The organism is Chloroflexus sp. (genome assembly GCF_034431535.1).
Taxonomy (GTDB): domain Bacteria; phylum Chloroflexota; class Chloroflexia; order Chloroflexales; family Chloroflexaceae; genus Chloroflexus.
Genome location: NZ_DAOUDC010000049.1, coordinates 22,775 through 39,211, shown reverse-complemented (window position 1 = coordinate 39,211; position 16,437 = coordinate 22,775). Strand labels below are relative to the sequence as shown.

Here is a 16,437-nt window from a genome sequence, read left to right as displayed (position 1 = left end):
TACTTAGCTTATTCAGATATTTTGTGTAATACCTAACGCTCAAATACTATCTTTGAATATAGAGTATGTGAAAAACCATGCTATGCCAACCCTTACAAAACCCTCTGCGCCCTTTGCGTGTACGGAACCAACTTGCCTACTTTTGTTGGAGTGATTCTAGCAGGCTCTTACAAAACCCTCTGCGCCCTTTGCGTGTACGGAACATCGGTGTATCGGTCATGTGCTCCTCGCTGCCCGACTTACAAAACCCTTCGCGCCCTCTGCGTCTTTGCGTTCAACCCTCTGCGTCTTTGCGTTCAACCCTCTGCGTCTTTGCTCTCTTTGCGCCTTCATGATTGAGGTGGTTGATGAGTATGGTTGTCCTTTTTACCGGTGGCGTCCGCAGCGGCAAGAGCCGGTGCGCCGAGCGGTACGCGGTCCGCTTGAGTGATCAGGTGGTCTATCTGGCGACCGCTATCGCTGGTGATGATGAGATGCGCGAGCGGATTGGCCGCCATCGCGCTCGCCGCCCGCCAACGTGGTCGACGCGCGAAGCGCCGGCCAATGTCGCCGCTGCTCTCGCCGATTTGCCCGTGGGATCGGTGGTGTTGCTCGATTGTTTGTCGTTGCTGGTGAGCAATCTTTTGCTGGCTAATGAATTCGATCCTGAGCCGGCTATTAATCGTGAACTCGATGATCTACTGGCGATGGTTGACCAGCGCGATCTGACGTTGATCGCCGTTACCAATGAAGTTGGCATGGGGATTGTGCCCGCCTATCCGCTGGGCCGGCAGTACCGCGATCTACTCGGTCTGGCTAATCAGCGCGTCGCCGCCGTCGCCGCCGAGGTCTATCTGGTTGTCTGCGGCATTCCGGTCGAGCTGCGCGCACTGGAGGCAGCATGGAATCGCACCCCGTAGCGCATGGCGCGCTCGATGAGGCCGAGTTGGCTCAGCTCGGCTTGCGCCCCGATCAGGTGATCGATTTCAGCAGCAACATTAATCCGTTTGGCCCGCCTGCCGCCGTCTTGGCCGCCTTGCGCGCGCTCGATCCGGCCCCCTATCCCGACCGGAGCTGCCTGCGTTTGCGGCAACAGTTGGCCCAGCGTCACCACTGCCGTTTTGAGGCGGTGGTGGCTGGTAATGGCGCGAATGAGTTGATCCATCTGGCGGCTCGGGCATTGGGTGCGCCGGGAGCAACCGCGCTGGTGGTGGCCCCGACCTATGGCGAGTATGCCCACGCTTGCCGGCTGGCCGGGATGCAGGTGGTGGAGGTGCGCAGTACGGCTGCAACCCAGTTTCAACCCGATCCGGTGGCGCTGCTGGCGGCGATTGAACGGCTGCAGCCGCGCTTGCTGTGGCTCTGCTCGCCCAACAATCCGACCGGCGTGCCAGTGGCGACTGCAACCATCGTCGAGCTGGCCCACGCTTGCGCCCGCTACGGCGGCTGGCTGATGCTCGACCGAGCCTATCTGTCGTTGGAGCGCAATGTTGCCGGTCACGATCCACTCGATGACCACGCGCCGGCCAACCTGATCCGCATTTATTCGCTCACCAAGAGCTATGCGGTGGCTGGTTTGCGCATCGGATACGCGATTGCTGAACCTGAGCTGGCGAGCGCAATTGCCCGCTGGCAACCAGCGTGGAGCGTGAGTAGCGCAGCGCAGGCAGCGGCGCTGACCATGCTGGCCGATACCGCATTTTTGCCAGCGACGCTGCCGCGCTTGTGGGCCGCCAGCGATGAATTGGTCGCCGGGTTGCGCCAGCTTGCCTTGACCGTGTGGCGGTCAGCGTTGCCGTTTATGCTGGTGCAATGCGCCGATGCCGCGCTCACCCGCCGCCGGTTGCTGGCGCACGGTTGCGTGGTGCGCGATTGTACGTCGTTTGGCTTGCCGGAGTGGGTGCGCGTCGCTCCCCGCCTCCCGGCAGACAATGCGCGCTTGGTGGCGGCGTGGCGAGAGATAGCGCCGCTGTGACCCAGCACACCGCTGCTTTGGAGGAGATACGTATGCCTGCACCTGTCTTGATGGTGGTTGGTACCGCTTCATCGGTTGGCAAGAGCACGCTGGTGGCAGCGCTCTGCCGGTTGGCCGTTCGTCGCGGGTTGCGGGTGGCCCCGTTCAAAGCCCAAAATATGAGCAATAACGCCGCTGTGACGGCTGATGGCGGCGAGATCGCGCGCAGCACGGCGGTGCAAGCCGCGGCTGCCGGTATCGCGCCGACGGTGGCGATGAATCCAGTCTTGATCAAGCCTGAAGGCCAGCGCCGCAGCCAGATCGTGGTTGAGGGCAAGCCGTGGCAGACCCTCGCTGCCGCCGATTTTTGGCAACGCAAGGCGCTGCTGTGGCCGGTGATCACTCGCAACCTTGATGCGCTGCGCGCCGAGTATGATCTGGTCATCGCTGAAGGGGCCGGCAGTCCGGTTGAGCTAAATCTGAAGGCCGGCGATCTGGTCAATATGCGGTTGGCTGTCTATGCCCAAGCCCGCACCTTGCTGGTCGGCGACATCGATCGCGGTGGGATCTTTGCCCAACTGCTCGGCACCTTGATGCTGCTCGAACCGGCTGAACGACGTTTGATCGAGGGTCTGATCGTCAACCGCTTCCGCGGCGATCCGGCCTTGTTCGTTGATGGCGTGCGCATACTGGAAGAGCGCGGCGGTGTGCCGGTGTTGGGAGTGGTGCCATGGATCGAGGATCTTGATCTACCCGCTGAAGATGCGGTGGCGCTCGAGCAAGCCCAACCGGCCCCGGCGCACGGTCTCACGATAGCTGTCATTCGCTTGCCGGCCATCGCCAATTTCGACGACTTCGACCCGCTGGCCCGCGAGCCGGGGGTGACGGTGCGCTATATTGATCACCCAGCGCAATTGGCCGGCGCGGCGGCGGTGATTCTGCCCGGTACCAAACACACCCTCGCTGCCCGGCGTTGGTTGCGCGAACGCGGATTTGACGCGGCGCTGCGCCAGTTTACCGGCGCGATTGCCGGCATCTGCGGCGGCTACCAACTGCTCGGCGAGCGCATCAGCGATCCGCTGGCGGTCGAGGGGGCCGGCGGCGACGAAGACGGTCTCGGTTTGTTGCCGGTCGAAACCGTCTTTGCCCTCGAAAAACAGACCACTCAAGCCGTGGCGAAGGCGCAGGTAGCGTGGGCCGGTGCCGCCGAACTGCACGGCTACGAAATCCACGTGGGCCGCAGCCGCCGGCTAGGGGAAGCGCAACCGTTGCTGAGCATTGTCCGGCGTGGCGCAACACCCGCCGCTGACGACGATGGTTGCCAGAGCGCCGATAGCCGGGTGTGGGGGTGCTATCTGCACGGTCTGTTTGCCAATGACGAGTTTCGGCGGGGATGGTTGCGGCAGTTAGGCTGGCAACCGGCGTTCGATCCTCTGCCCCAAACCGATCCGCTTGACCGGGTGGCTGATCAGGTGGCGGCGGCATTGGGTTCACCGGTACTCGAACGTCTATTCACCATTTCACCGTAACGGCCAGCCTTCGTCACCGACCCACAATCGTACCGGTGCGCGATTAGCCGGCAGATCGAACAGCACCGGTACGCTGCGCAAGCCGCTCTGTGGCGCGAAGGCGTCTTCGAGCGCCAGATCGCCGTACACCCCGTGCCCAAACTGGTCGAGATACTGGCGCGAAACGTCCGGCAAGGGGGCATAGCGTTGCCCCCTCTCATCTTCTACTGCGAAGAGGGTGGCGGGCAACACCCGCTCGACCGGCGCTTCGTTACTCACCGCCAGCAACGCTACCAACAGGCGGCCTGCCGGCCGGATTGGGCCGAGTTCGCCGTCGATCACCACCACATCCTCGCGTCGCAACAACCCAAATTGCCACTGATCGTAAGCGATCAGTTGACCCAACGCGCGCGTGTTAGGTTCCGGCGTCAAGGTTGGCGGCGGTGTCAAGGTTGGCGGCGGCGGTGAGGGTGTCGGCACAACTGGCGTCGTCACGACAATCCCCGTTGGCAATGGGGTTGGCAGCGGCCCAATTGCCGCCAGTGTGGGTGGCAAATTGGTGGTGGGAACAGGGGTTGGCGGCAGCGACGTAACCGGTTGGCGCTGCCACCAGCTCACCGCCAGCAAGCCCGTGGCGATTAGTAAGAGCATTGCCGGCAGTTGCCATCCCAACCGGCGCCGGTGAGGCTGGCGTTCAGCGCGCGGTTTGGCCGGGGCCAGCCGCAGCGGTAGCGCCGGTTCTATCACTCCCCCCTCCTTGTCCACAGGGAGGGGGGCAGGCGGGGTGGGGTCAGTCGCTGTCGCTTCAGACGGAGTGATCCTAACCCGGCGCAGTGCCTCATCACGTTCGGCGGCGGTTTCCGCGACCCGCGCCAACCCGATCCACACCCGCCGTTCGTGGGGTGCGAGCCGGCTCAGAGCGCGAAAGATGAGCCGTGCTGATACAACATCACCGCGACGCGCTGCTAGCGCGCCGCGGTGCAGCCACTGCTCAAGATCGAACGTAACCTCGTCCTCCACCCCGCCTCCGTGCCATCACCGGCGCGCATTCATAATCACACTCGGCTGAGCACCAACCAACCTTGATTGGGGTTGCTGCGGGCAAAGAAGACTAGATCGGTCGCGTCAGGCGCGACATCAAACAAGATGGCCACGCTGCGCACAAACCCATCAGCAGGTACCGGCTCGCTATGGCTCAAGTCGGCGTTAATGCCGCGGATGACATACGCATCCGACGCATCGAGCCGCGGCGTCCACACCCGGCCCTGCGCGTCTTTCAGCACAAAGAAATCGGGCGGGATGGGTTGGGCTTGGCCGGTGGCATTGCGCACAAACATCAGCACCACCACGAAACGGCCATTGTTTGGCGTCACCCCATTGAGCGCCCCGATAATCGGTGCGGCGTAGGTGGGTTGGTTGAAATCATACGCCCACCCGTTGCTGACCAGCTCCGTGCCGGGGCTGACCAGATCGGGGTTCGCTTGAGCCGGATCAACGGCCGGCGGCGGTGGCGGCGCCGGTTCTGGCGTTGGCTCGACGGTTGCTTCGGGGGTTGGTTCCTCATTGGCAGTAGCCGTCGGCGTTGATTCGCCGGCTGGCGGCGTTGTCGGGGCCAGGGTTGACTCGGCAGTCGCCGCTTGGCTCGTCGCCGCTTGGCTCGTCGCCGCTTGGCTCGTCGCTTGTTCCGGCGGCACTACAGCCGTATCGCTGCGCTGCGTTAAAAGGATGAACGCAAATCCGATACAACTGATCAGCAGCACGCCGAGCAAGATCATGGTTAGTGGCGTTAATCCCTTCTTGGCCGGCACGGTCTCGGCTTCGAGATCATCATCGCCGCGGGGTGGCGGGCCGGAACGGCGGAACAGATTGCCGAAATTCAAGCCGCCGCCGCGCGCTGGCTTGGCCGGTTTGGCCGGCTTGCTGCTACTGCTCCCGCGCGCCCAACTGGTGCTGGGCCGGCTGGACCGGCTGGGTGGCGGCTCGCTCGAACGGCTAGGGCGTGAAGGGGCCGGCGCTTGCTCGGCTTCGGCTGTGCTGCCCAGCGTTGGCGCGGGTCTGGGAACGTCAGGATCGCGCCGTACCGGGCCCGCATCGGTTGCCATTACCTCTGAGAGGGCATCGAGTTGGGCAAAGGGATCGTCTTCGTCAATGTCGGGCATTGCCGGTGCTGCCGATGGTGGGGGGGCCGGCGGCGGCGTAGCTAGAGCGGCGGGTGCAGCGGGTGGCGCTGCGGCGGGCTTAGGCGTAACACCCAACGCCTGCAACCCTTTCAGCGCCATATCATTCTTGGGATCAAGGCGCAACACTTGCTCGAGTGCGGCCTGTCGCTCTTCCCGATCTTCTGCAACGCCGGCCAACCAGAGCCACCCCTGAATATTATCCGGATGTTCACGGGTCAGCAGGCGGAAGAGCTTGCGTGCTTCGTCCTTTTCCCCTTTACGCGCGGCCTCAACGCCAAGCTGCAAGATGCTGTCGGGATCCGCCATGACCTATCCTTCCTTTTACTCCCGCCTGAAGGCAGCGATCAGGATTCTGCGGTAATCGCGCCTATTCTAGCATGGATACTAGCAACGGTCAACACTTTTTGGTGTTAATGTCGCACGCATACGCGCTAGATACCGTACATAGCCGTTACAAGTGCAAAGAGTTTTATCGATCAAAACATCAAGAGACGTTGCATTGCAACGTCTCTTGATGTCGCAGGTTATCCAGCCATTGTCTCCTTCTTACACCGTAATCGCCCGCCCGCGGTGAATCCGTCCAGCGTAGCGCGTGTCGGCTTCAGGCGGCAGCGGCGCCGTGACGAGCAACACCGCTTCGATAAAGCGTTCCAGTTCTTGCTGGCGCTCGCGTGGATCGCGCGGCTCTTCGGCCCGCGCCCGCCGGGTCAAATCGACCTGATTGATCAAAATCCGCTGCGCCGTGCGCTCACTCTCGACGCCGACAGTGGCGGTGAAGGCGTGCAGGGTGGTTTTGACGAAGTTGGCCAGCGCGAATTGCTCGGTGGTCGAGGTCGCGGTCGTTTCGGGCGTCACCAGTGCGAGACTGGCCCCGTCGCTGAGCGCGATCTTGCGCGCCACCCGGAAGTGGTGGGTGAGCTGGTGCTCGCACAGTTCGGCAAAATCGGCCTCGCTCAGCACCGTGCTCCAGTCGCTGTCTTTGCGGCCCACCAGCGGCGCGGTCGGCAGCGGGCGGAAGGGGGTGCAGACCACCGGCCCCGGCCGGCCATAGCTGGCAATCGCCTGATCGATCGCGGCCTCGATCTGATCGCCAGCGACGATAATCGGCAACCGGCCAGCCTCAACGTGATCGTGCAACAGATGGCGCATCGTCTCCGCACCGGCTTCGGTCTCAACAATCAGCACCACCTGCCGCGCGCCGTACCGTTCTAGATAGGCGCGGGCCAACAGGTTGAGATGCTCGGTGAGGTGTTCGCCGATCAGGTACACGGTTGTGCCAACCAACTCGGCCAGCCGTTCTGGGGCCGGCAAGCCGAACAGTTCGCCGCCGGTGGGGGTGCGCTCGTAGCGCAGGCCGCCCGACGGGTGGAAGGTTTCGCCGCTGACGTTGCGGTCGGCGAGGTAGTAGACCGTCGCCATCGCCACGTCAAACTCGGTCGGCATCCGTTGCAGGTAGAGCATCCCCATCACGCCGTCGCGCACCTTGCGCGCCTCACGGTCGATTTGGGCCCGGGTGAAGAACGGATCGGGCGGCGCCGGCAGATTGGCGAAGATGTCGGCGGGCAACTGATAACCGCCGTTGACCAAACGCGCCAGTAGTTTGGCCGCGATCGAGCGATTGAGCAGGGCGCTGCTCGACGAAGCCGCCGGGTCGCCCTCGCTGCGCAGGCGCTTGGCCAATTCGCGCAACTCAGCCGGTGCAGCCGGGTTGTGTTCGAACGCCGCGACATCGTTCGGCAAGAGCAGCTCAACTAGCTCGCGCATTGGGCGCGAGTCGGTGCGGGCAGCGGTAATCAGGGCGGCGTGCAGATCATTGAGCCGCTTGTTTTCCAGAATCAGCCGCGCTCGTCGGGCAAACAGGCCGGGCCGCTCGCCGGTGCCGCGCAAGCGATCACCCTCGACCGGCCCCGGCGCGATCGCGTTGATCTGCACCTCTGGGCCGAGGAAGCGGGCAAAGACTTCGGCCATCGCCCGTTGGCCGGCCTTCGAGACGGCGTAATCCGAGCGGTTGGGGTAGGGGATGGCGGCATCCTTCTCGCCGCCGAAGTATGACGACACGTTAAGCACGTAGCCGCTGCCCTGCTTTTTCATCAGCGGGGCAAGCTTGCGCATCAGCGAATAGTTGCTGATCAGGTTAGCGTAGAGGGTATTGCGCCAGCCCTCGACCGGCATATCGATCGCCATCTCTTCCACGCCGGCGATACCGGCATTGTTGATCAGGTAATCAACCGTGCCAAAGGCGGCCAGCGTGCGCTCAACCAAGTCGACGAGCTGCTCTTCGCTGCTCACATCGCAGCCGGGCGCGATCTGCACCCGCTCTTCCACGTCGGTATACCCGACTTCGGCCAGCTCGGCCCGGATCGTGGCCTGTATCTGATCGAGCTTGTGGCGATCGCGCGCCGCAAGCATCACCCGTGCCCCGCTCAGCGCCAACAGCCGCCCGATCTGGCCGCCAATCCCGGCGCTGCCGCCGGTAATCAACGCCACTTTGCCCAGATGCAGACCGATCAAGCTCTCGGCCCAACCGACAGCGGCGCTGCGCGCGCCGGTCGTGGCGCTGATGTTGGCAGGAATCGTCAACGTGATCTCGTTGATCTGGCGCTGGCTATGCAGCAACTGGGCCGTCCACGCGCAGGCGAACTCGAGCCCTTCGAGGCTGCGGTTGTTGAAGCGCACGATTTGGTTGGCCCACACCGCCGGTAAGACATGGTCGCCATTGGCGACTGCCCGCTCGTAGTCGAGCGCCGCTTCGTGCCGCCATACCCGGATCAACTGCTCGATCGCGGCGCATTGGATGCGACCATAGGCATTGCCGGCTGCTGCCGCCCCATTCGAGAGGAAGATTACCCGCGGGCCGCGCGCGCGCGCTCCCGGCGTCAGGCGCTGCGTTTGCCAGTAGCGCGCCAAGCGGCTGGCAATCACGATTGCGCCAACAATTTCGTTGGCAAGGAAGTTCATTACGTTACCGTCATCAACCTCGATCACCTGCGTGGCCGGTTCGCGACTAGAAGCGGGTAGGATCACCGCAGCGTGAATGCCGCCGGTATTCTCGCCGGCCCAGTCAAAGATGGCATCAATCGTCGCTGGATCGCGCGGGTCGAGCGGCAAGGCAATCGGTGGCGTGAAGGCATCGCTAGCCAAGCGCTGGCTCTCGCTGACCGCCTGCTCAAACTGCTCGATTGCGGCCTCCGAACGGAAGCCGATAATGACTTCGCTGCCGCAGGTGCGGAGCATCCCGGTCAGTGCCATAACCTCTTCGATCTGATCGCCGGCGCAGATCAGCGTCGTGCGCCCGCTGGCATCAATCGTGCGCAGATCGGTGCGGGCCAGCAAGTTGGTCTCGCTGTTGGCCGGCAGCTCCATACCGTGCGTTACCTCAATCGTCTCGCCAGTCAGCGCCGCAGCTTCATCGCTGGCAAGAAAGACCGTAGCGTCGGTGACATCGCCGATGGTGGGGAAACGGCGTTCAAGCTGGCCGTGATCATCGGGCCGGTAGAGCCGCATGGTGGCAAAGAACTGGTTGGCCGTATCGCCTTCTGGTCGCCCTTTCAGCTCATCCATGCGTTGGAAGACTGTGCGGATTCGTTCGCTCTCAATCGGGCCGGGGAGGATGGTGTTGACCCTAATCCCGCGGGTGCCCAGTTCACGCGCTGCGATCTGGGTCAGGGTATTGAGAGCTGCTTTCGGTGCGACGTATGGGATGCGTCCGTAGTATTCGGCGCGTGAGAAGATGGTCGAAATGTTGATGATCACGCCGCCAGCCGGAATGTGCGGCGCGGCTACCCGCATCAGATGCCATCCCATCCCCAGCAAGTTCGCAACGCTTTCTTGCAACGTCTCGTCGGCGCCGGGGCCAAGATCGGCGGCTGTGAGTGGAATCTCGGCTAACCGCCGCTGCGCGCCGGCGCTGCCGGCATTGTTGACCAGAATGTCGATCCGGCCATGCCGGCCAACGATGGCCTCGATACCGGCTCGCACCGCCGTCGGATCGCTGCCATCCATCACTTCGAGATCGATCCGTTTTGCAGGCACGCCCGCTTCAGCGCGTATCCGGTCGGCTAACGCCGCGAGTTTGGCGCTGTTGCGACCACTAATGATGACGGTTGCACCCTCGGCCAGAAACCGCCGAGTCATATCACTGCCAATGTTGCCGGCCCCCCCGGTAATTAGCGCAATCTTTCCTGCCAGTCGCCCTGTCACGCTCATGCATTCCCCCATCGCCAACGGTTCATCGTCGACTATTGATTGATACTTCACCGATGGGTATAGTATAACATGACGTTGTTCTAAATTTCACGCATGGTTGACGCTTTGCGGCATAACGTTAAGAGGCGGCAAGCGTGGTATCATTGTCGCTACCATTGGCAGGTTCCATTACTCGCGCCGCGAGGTTGTGATGGCCCGGTTCCCTTCCCCACACGCTATCCGCACCCTTCAGCAACTCCGCCGCGATCCGCTCACGTTACTCGCTGATCTCGCCACGCGCGGCGATACGGTACCGTTTCGCGCCGGCCCGCAAGCTATGCTGCTGGTCAATCATCCAACCCTCATTCGCGAGGTGTTGGTAACACACAATCGCGCTTTTGTCAAAGGCCGGGTGTTAGAGCGGGCGAAACGGTTGCTAGGTGAAGGCTTGCTGACCAGCGAGGGCGAGGTGCATCTCCGTCAGCGCCGGTTGATCCAGCCGGCTTTTCATCGCCAGCGCATCGCGGCCTATGGCGCGGCGATGGTGGCGGCGGCAGCAGCGCGCAGCGCGCGCTGGTCTAATGGCGCGGTTATTGATATGAGCCGCGAGCTGCAGGCGATCACGTTGCGCGTAGTCGGAGAGACGCTCTTTTCTGCTGAGACGGAAGCCGACGCTGCCGATGTGTTTGCCGCGATGCACGATCTGGTGGCGATGTTTGATCTGGCGGTGCTGCCGTTGGCCGACTGGTTGATGCACCTGCCCTTGCCGCCGGTGCGCCGGTTTCAAGCGGCCAAAGCTCGCCTTGATGCGATTATTTACCGGATCATTGCCGAACGCCGCGCCAACCCGGTCGATCGCGGCGATCTGCTCTCGATGCTGCTGATGGCGGTCGATCACGAGGGCGATGGCTATCGCATGACCGATACCCAGTTGCGCGATGAGCTGTTAACCATCTTTCTCGCCGGTCACGAAACGACGGCCAACGCCTTGGCATGGGCCTTGTATCTGCTAGCGCAACATCCTGCAATCGCTGCCGCGTTGGTGGCTGAACTCAACGCCGTGCTTGGCGATCGCTTGCCAACCGTGGCTGATCTGCCCGCGCTGCGCTACACCGAGTGGGTGTTCGCCGAGGCGCTGCGCCTCTATCCGCCGGCGTGGCTGATCGGGCGGCGCGCGATTGCGCCGGTGACAATTGGTGATGTGCGCGTTGCGCCAGATACCATCGTGTTGATGAGTCCTTGGCTGATGCATCACGATCCGCGCTTTTTCCCCGACCCTTACCGGTGCGATCCGTTGCGCCACACCCCGGAAGCGCAGGCTGCGCGCCCCAAATTCGCCTTCTTCCCGTTTGGCGGTGGGCCGCGCAACTGTATCGGTGAGCCATTTGCGTGGATGGAAGGGGTGTTGGTGTTGGCGACGCTGGCTCGCCGTTGGCGTTTTGAGCCCGTGCCTGAGCATCCGATCGCATTGCAGACCGGTATTACCTTGCGCCCACGCTACGGGATGCCATTGCGGCTTCGGCTGCGTCAGCCGATCGTAAGCCGTGCATGATACAATTGAAGGGTAGTGATCATTTTCAACGATGAGACAGATTGCAAGAGAGCTGCTATGAATGAGGCAGTGACGTCGAGCTACGAGGCGGTGTATGCTGGTGCCGTAGCCATTGATGAATCAGACCGGGGTCGGTTGTGGATGCGAGGCCGTGATCGGGCCTCGTTGCTGCACCGCCTCTCGACCAACCATATCGAGCGGTTGCAAGCCGGCCAAGGCACATTGACCGTGCTGACCACGCCGATCGGGCGGATGATCGATCTGTTGCGCGTTTATGCGCTGCCTGATGCCTTACTGTTAGAGACTGGCCCTAGCCATGGGGCGTCGGTTCTTCGCCATCTGCGCAAGAATATCTTTTTTAACGATCAGGTGACGGTGGCCGATGCCGGCGCTGAGTTGGGCCAGATCGGCCTCTATGGGCCGCAAGCCGGCCAGATTGTGCAGGCGTTGGGGTTGCCGGTTGATGTACCGCGCTACGGCATTGCCAACGGCGAGTGGAGTGACGCGCAGGTGTTGGTGGTGCGCTGTGAGCCGCTCGGCGGCGACGGCTATACCCTCTACCCGCCGGCGGGGCACACGGCGGCTCTGCTAGCGGCCTGCCAAGCGGCAGGTTCGACCATCCTTGATGCGGATACGTTTGAGATTGTGCGGGTCGAACACGGCTACCCGCGCTTCGGGCGCGAAATCACCCTCGACTACATCCCGCTCGAAGCCGATCTCTGGCGGGCGGTGAGTTTTCAAAAGGGGTGTTACGTCGGCCAAGAGATTATCGCGCGCATGGAGAGTCGTGGGCGGATTGCGAAACAGTTGCGCGGCTTGCGTTTGCCGGTAGCCCCTCAATCCCTGCCGGCAAAGGTTGTTGCCGATGGCAAAGAGATTGGCGATTTGACCAGCGCGGTCTGCTCACCGCGCTATGGCTGGATCGGGTTGGCCTATCTGCGGAGCGCCTACGCTGAACCCGATGTCACCGTGTTTGTCGATGATCAACCGGCCATCGTTTGTCGCCTACCATTTACGACCACAGTACAGGATCACGACCAATGACTCGCACGGCACGCCGTCGCCAATTGATCGGCGATCTCGAACGCCAACGCGCTGCGCTGCGACGCCAGCAAGAGCGTGATCAGCAGATTTTGGCGGCTCTGTACGCGATAGGGTTGGCTGCGCGTAACCGCCCGTCGCTGCGCGTGATCTTGGAAACGATCGTGCGTGAACTGCACAAGGTGTTCGATTTTGATGCCTGTTACCTTGCCTTTTGCGATGAACGGCCTGAACTGTTCAAAGCCGTCCTCTTGTATGACGAAGGCCAGATTGATTTTCTCGAAAACCGCGAATATGGCTACCTGACCGGCCTGATTGTGCGCCGGCGCGAGCCATTGCTCTTCCGCGATCTGTTGGTTGAACGCGATCCGAGTTTGCCGCCGGTGCCGTTTGGCAACACGGCCAAACTCTCGCGTTCATGGATCGGCGTGCCGCTGATGATTAGCGAAGCGGTGGTCGGTGTTATCTCGCTGCAAAGTTATCAACCGAACCTTTACACTCACGAGACGCTCGATCTGTTGCAGCGGATTGCCAATGTGATCGCGTTGGCGCTTGAGAATGCGGTGCTGGTTGAAGAGCAAGAACGGCTGAGCCGTGAATTGGCGATGCAACTGGCGGCGCGACGCGAAGAACTCGCTGCGCTGAGCGCGCTCGCTTCGACGCTGGTTGATCGGCGCTCGTTCGATGAGTTGCTCGATCAGGCACTGGCTACCGCAATGAGTACCTTGCATTTCGCGGCCGGCAATGTGCGTCTGCTCGACCCTACCGGCACGCTCTTGGTCTTGCGCGCGCAGCGCGGATTTAGCAAAGAATATATCGAACAAACCCAGCAAATTCCGCTTGAAATCAGCCCGCTGCGCGAGGTGGTCACGCAGATGCAGCCGCGGATCGTGAGCCGTGAATGGTATGCCCAGTACGACCCGGCTACGTTTCCGCTCCATCTCTTTCCCCGCTTTGAATCGACGATTAACTTGCCGCTGGTGGTGGGCCGGCATGTCTTAGGCACCTTAAGCTTTTTCGGTTTTACGCCGCGGGAAATCGCGCCGCACGAGCTGGTGTTGGCCCAGTCGGTGGCAAATCAGATCGCGATCCTCGTCGAGCATAGCCGCTTGACCGAAGAGCGTGAGCGCCAGATCGCCGAGTTGCGCGCAATGCGCGAAATTAGTCTGGCGGCGTCAACCACCCAAACTGCGCGCGATCTGTTGCAACGCACTGCGGCTGAACTGCAATCATGTTTGGCGTTCAATGTCTTTTCAATGGTGATTTACGATCCAGTACGCCACTTGATTAGCGATGGCATTACCCTTGATGAGGGCCAACTCTATACCTATTGGATCAGCCAGCCGCCGCCGCCCCGTTCGCTGACGGCGCGGATTCTGCGTGAGCGCCAGCCGATCTTCCTGCGCGACCTGCCGGTTGAAATCCGGGCTTTGGCTGATGTTGATAACGTGATCATTGGCGCTGAGCGTCTCGCGCGTTCGTGGATGGGCTGGCCGTTGCTCGATCGCGATGGGCGCGCAATTGGCATGGTGAGCGTGCAGAGCTACCATCCGCATGCCTTTACGCCGCGCGATGTGGAATTTCTTGGGAATGTGGCGGCGCAATTAGCCTTGCACGTACAGAATGTTACCTTGCTGGCGCAACGGGCGCGCCAGATTGCTGAATTGCAGGCGATCAATCAGATCGGGAAGCTGGTGGCCGCCTCGTACGATCTGAGCCGGATTCTGAATGAGGCCCGCCAGATTGTGGTTGATCTGACCGCCGCTTCGGTCTTTTACTTGCTCCTCTGTGATCCGCACTCGCGTCTGGTGCGCTACGCCATCTTTGTTGAGCATAACCGTCCGCTTGGCGATGAGCTGATGGGCCGGCGGACGCCGTCGGATTCGCTGACCGATTGGTTGTTGACGAACCGGCAACCGTTATGCTTTCACGATCTGACCGTTGATCGCCAGCGGATTGACGAGATGGGAATCAAGCCGCATCCGATTGGCTCGGCCCACCTGATGCGGTCGTGGGTTGGGGTGCCGATATTAGCTCACCATGAGGTAGCCATCGGCGTGGTCGTGTTGCAAGATGAGCGTCCCTATCAGTACGATGACGGCACGATTGATTTTCTGGCCCAAATCGCCAGCTTGGTAAGTCTAGCCGTGCAGAAGGTGCAGTTGTTTGAAGAGCGCGAGCGGCAGGCGCGCGAGAATGCGCGGCTCTTCGAGGCGGCGCAGGCGCATGCGATTGCCGCTGAACAGCAAGCGGCCCGTATGGCGTTGGTTAACCGGATCGCTGGCTTGCTCGCGGCTCGTCTCGACCAACAGGCGATTCTCGACATTGCGGCCCGCGAGTTGGTGCAGCTCTTTTGGGCCGATCATACTGGCTTGGTGCTGTTTCACGACGATGAGACCGGCGAAGTTGTGGCTGAATATCCGCCGACCGGCATTCTCGGCGCGGCGATCGATCTGCGTCACAATCCGTTGGTTGAGGCGCTCCGCACCGCGCGACGCCCGCAGGTGATCGCCGATATCGAAATCGACCCGCGCGCTGCAATCTCGCGTGACCGTTGGCGGGAGATGGGGTTGCGCTCGCTGGTAGTCGTGCCGTTGATCAGCCGCGATCGGGTGTTTGGTTCAATCTCGTTTGACAGCTTCGGCGAGCCGCGGTCGTATACCGAAGAAGAGCTGGAATTGATGATGACGGTGACGACCTCGGTCGCGACTGCCTACGAAAACGCGCTGCTCTTCGCTGCCGAGCAAGAGCAGCGGCGCACGGCTGAGACTCTGCGCGAGGTGGCGCGCGTACTGAGTTCAAGTTTTGATCCCAATGAGGTGTTGCAGCTTGTGCTGGTCGAGCTGCGTAAGGTGATCAATTACGATACGGCCACCATCATGTTGATCGACGATCAGGTGTTGCGGATAGTGGCGGCCAGCGGTTGGCGGTCTGAAGAAATGCCGCGCGGGAAGATCTTGCCGCTCGAAGGCAGCGGCGCCGGTCAAGTCGTACGCGAGTGCCGGCCAATGTTGGTAGTCGCGCCGCCCGATGGCACGATCTGGCCGCCCGGTGATATTGGCGAACGCATTTTGACGTGGCTGGGCGTACCGTTGGTCGCCAAAGGGCGGGTGTTGGGGGTACTCAATATCGATTCGTATCGCCGCTATGCCTTTACCGAGCGTGATCTCGATGTCGCGTTAGCGTTTGCCAATCACGCGGCGCTGGCAATCGAGAATGCGCAACTCTATCAAGAATCGGTGGCGCGGGTCGAACAAGAATTGGCGATTGCTCGCCAGATTCAATCGAATCTCTTTCCGCGCGAATTGCCGTCGTGCCCCGGTCTCAGAGTGGCTGCCCGTTGTTTGCCGGCTCGCGAGACCGGCGGCGATTTCTACGATGTGATCGATCTCGGTTCGCGCATTGGGGTGATTGTCGGTGATGTCAGCGGTAAATCATTACCCGCAGCGATGCTGATGGCCGTGGCCCGTTCGACAGCCCGCTCCGAGGCGCGTAATCACGAATTGCCCCGCTTGGTGTTGGCCGAGACCAATCGCTGGTTGGTGGATGATGTGCCGCACAACGCCTTTGTCGCGTTGGGGTATGCGTTGATCGACCCGATTGAACTACGGTTGACGCTAGCTAATGCCGGCCAGGTAGCGCCCTTGTTGCGCCATGCCGATGGTGGTACGACGTTTCTCGAAACGGCAGGCGCACTACCATTAGGCGTGCAGCGCGATACCCGCTACAACCAAATCGAACTAGCACTTGCTCCTGGCGATACTATCGTCTTCTGCACTGATGGTATCGTCGAAGCGCAGAATACCCAACGCGAATTGTTTGGCTTCGACCGGCTCGAACAATTGGTGCGCCACTGGGGCCATTTGCCGCCCGAAGCCCTGCTTGATCGCCTGTTGGCAGAAGTGCAAGCGTTTAGCGAAGGGCGCATGGTTCACGATGATATGACCCTCGTTGTGGTGCGGGTTGAGTAGGGGCAGCGCGTTGTAATGCCCTACCCGGCGCATCCATCCCCTGCGAGCACGGGAAGGGTGCTCGCAG

Annotated in this window: 9 protein-coding genes; 6 read left to right on the top strand and 3 right to left on the bottom strand. The window is 61.8% G+C overall.

Going from position 1 to position 16,437, the window contains the following annotated elements:
* Positions 1-347 precede the first annotated feature (347 nt).
* Genes cobU through U9R61_RS11490 form a run of 3 tightly spaced genes read left to right on the top strand, consistent with a single transcriptional unit; the run spans position 348 to position 3,462 of the window.
* A complete protein-coding gene (gene cobU / locus U9R61_RS11500) occupies positions 348-899 on the top strand; it encodes a bifunctional adenosylcobinamide kinase/adenosylcobinamide-phosphate guanylyltransferase (RefSeq protein ID WP_416208846.1) in 552 nt (183 codons plus the stop codon).
* Positions 881-1,954, top strand: a complete 1,074-nt coding sequence (locus U9R61_RS11495; RefSeq protein WP_322488957.1) for a histidinol-phosphate transaminase — start codon at positions 881-883, stop codon at positions 1,952-1,954. Before cobU ends, U9R61_RS11495 begins: the two co-directional genes overlap by 19 nt.
* A gap of 32 nt (positions 1,955-1,986) precedes the next feature.
* On the top strand, positions 1,987-3,462 hold the full coding sequence (locus U9R61_RS11490) for a cobyric acid synthase (protein WP_322488956.1): 1,476 nt from the start codon (positions 1,987-1,989) through the stop codon (positions 3,460-3,462).
* Here the strand turns inward: U9R61_RS11490 and U9R61_RS11485 are convergent.
* The 3 genes from U9R61_RS11485 to U9R61_RS11475 form a co-directional block, all read right to left on the bottom strand.
* Complete coding sequence (locus U9R61_RS11485; protein WP_322488955.1) at positions 3,454-4,461, bottom strand: tetratricopeptide repeat-containing protein; 1,008 nt, start codon at positions 4,459-4,461, stop codon at positions 3,454-3,456. The two genes, U9R61_RS11490 and U9R61_RS11485, sit on opposite strands and share 9 nt — an antisense overlap.
* A 35-nt stretch (positions 4,462-4,496) precedes the next feature.
* Complete coding sequence (locus tag U9R61_RS11480) at positions 4,497-5,927, bottom strand: hypothetical protein (protein WP_322488954.1); 1,431 nt, start codon at positions 5,925-5,927, stop codon at positions 4,497-4,499.
* A 240-nt stretch (positions 5,928-6,167) separates the two neighbouring features.
* The gene (locus U9R61_RS11475; protein WP_322488953.1) at positions 6,168-9,827 is read right to left on the bottom strand and encodes an SDR family NAD(P)-dependent oxidoreductase; all 3,660 of its coding nucleotides are present in this window, start codon (positions 9,825-9,827) and stop codon (positions 6,168-6,170) included.
* A 190-nt stretch (positions 9,828-10,017) separates the two neighbouring features.
* On the opposite strand from U9R61_RS11475, the gene U9R61_RS11470 reads away from it, so the two are divergent.
* From U9R61_RS11470 to U9R61_RS11460, 3 genes are read left to right on the top strand one after another with little or no spacing between them, the layout of a single operon-like run.
* Complete coding sequence (locus U9R61_RS11470) at positions 10,018-11,358, top strand: cytochrome P450 (protein WP_322488952.1); 1,341 nt, start codon at positions 10,018-10,020, stop codon at positions 11,356-11,358.
* A gap of 57 nt (positions 11,359-11,415) precedes the next feature.
* Positions 11,416-12,402 (top strand): YgfZ/GcvT domain-containing protein, encoded by a 987-nt coding sequence (locus U9R61_RS11465; RefSeq protein ID WP_322488951.1) that lies wholly within the window; start codon positions 11,416-11,418, stop codon positions 12,400-12,402.
* The gene (locus U9R61_RS11460) at positions 12,399-16,370 is read left to right on the top strand and encodes a GAF domain-containing protein (protein WP_322488950.1); all 3,972 of its coding nucleotides are present in this window, start codon (positions 12,399-12,401) and stop codon (positions 16,368-16,370) included. The genes U9R61_RS11465 and U9R61_RS11460 overlap by 4 nt, the downstream gene beginning before the upstream one ends.
* Positions 16,371-16,437 lie beyond the last annotated feature (67 nt).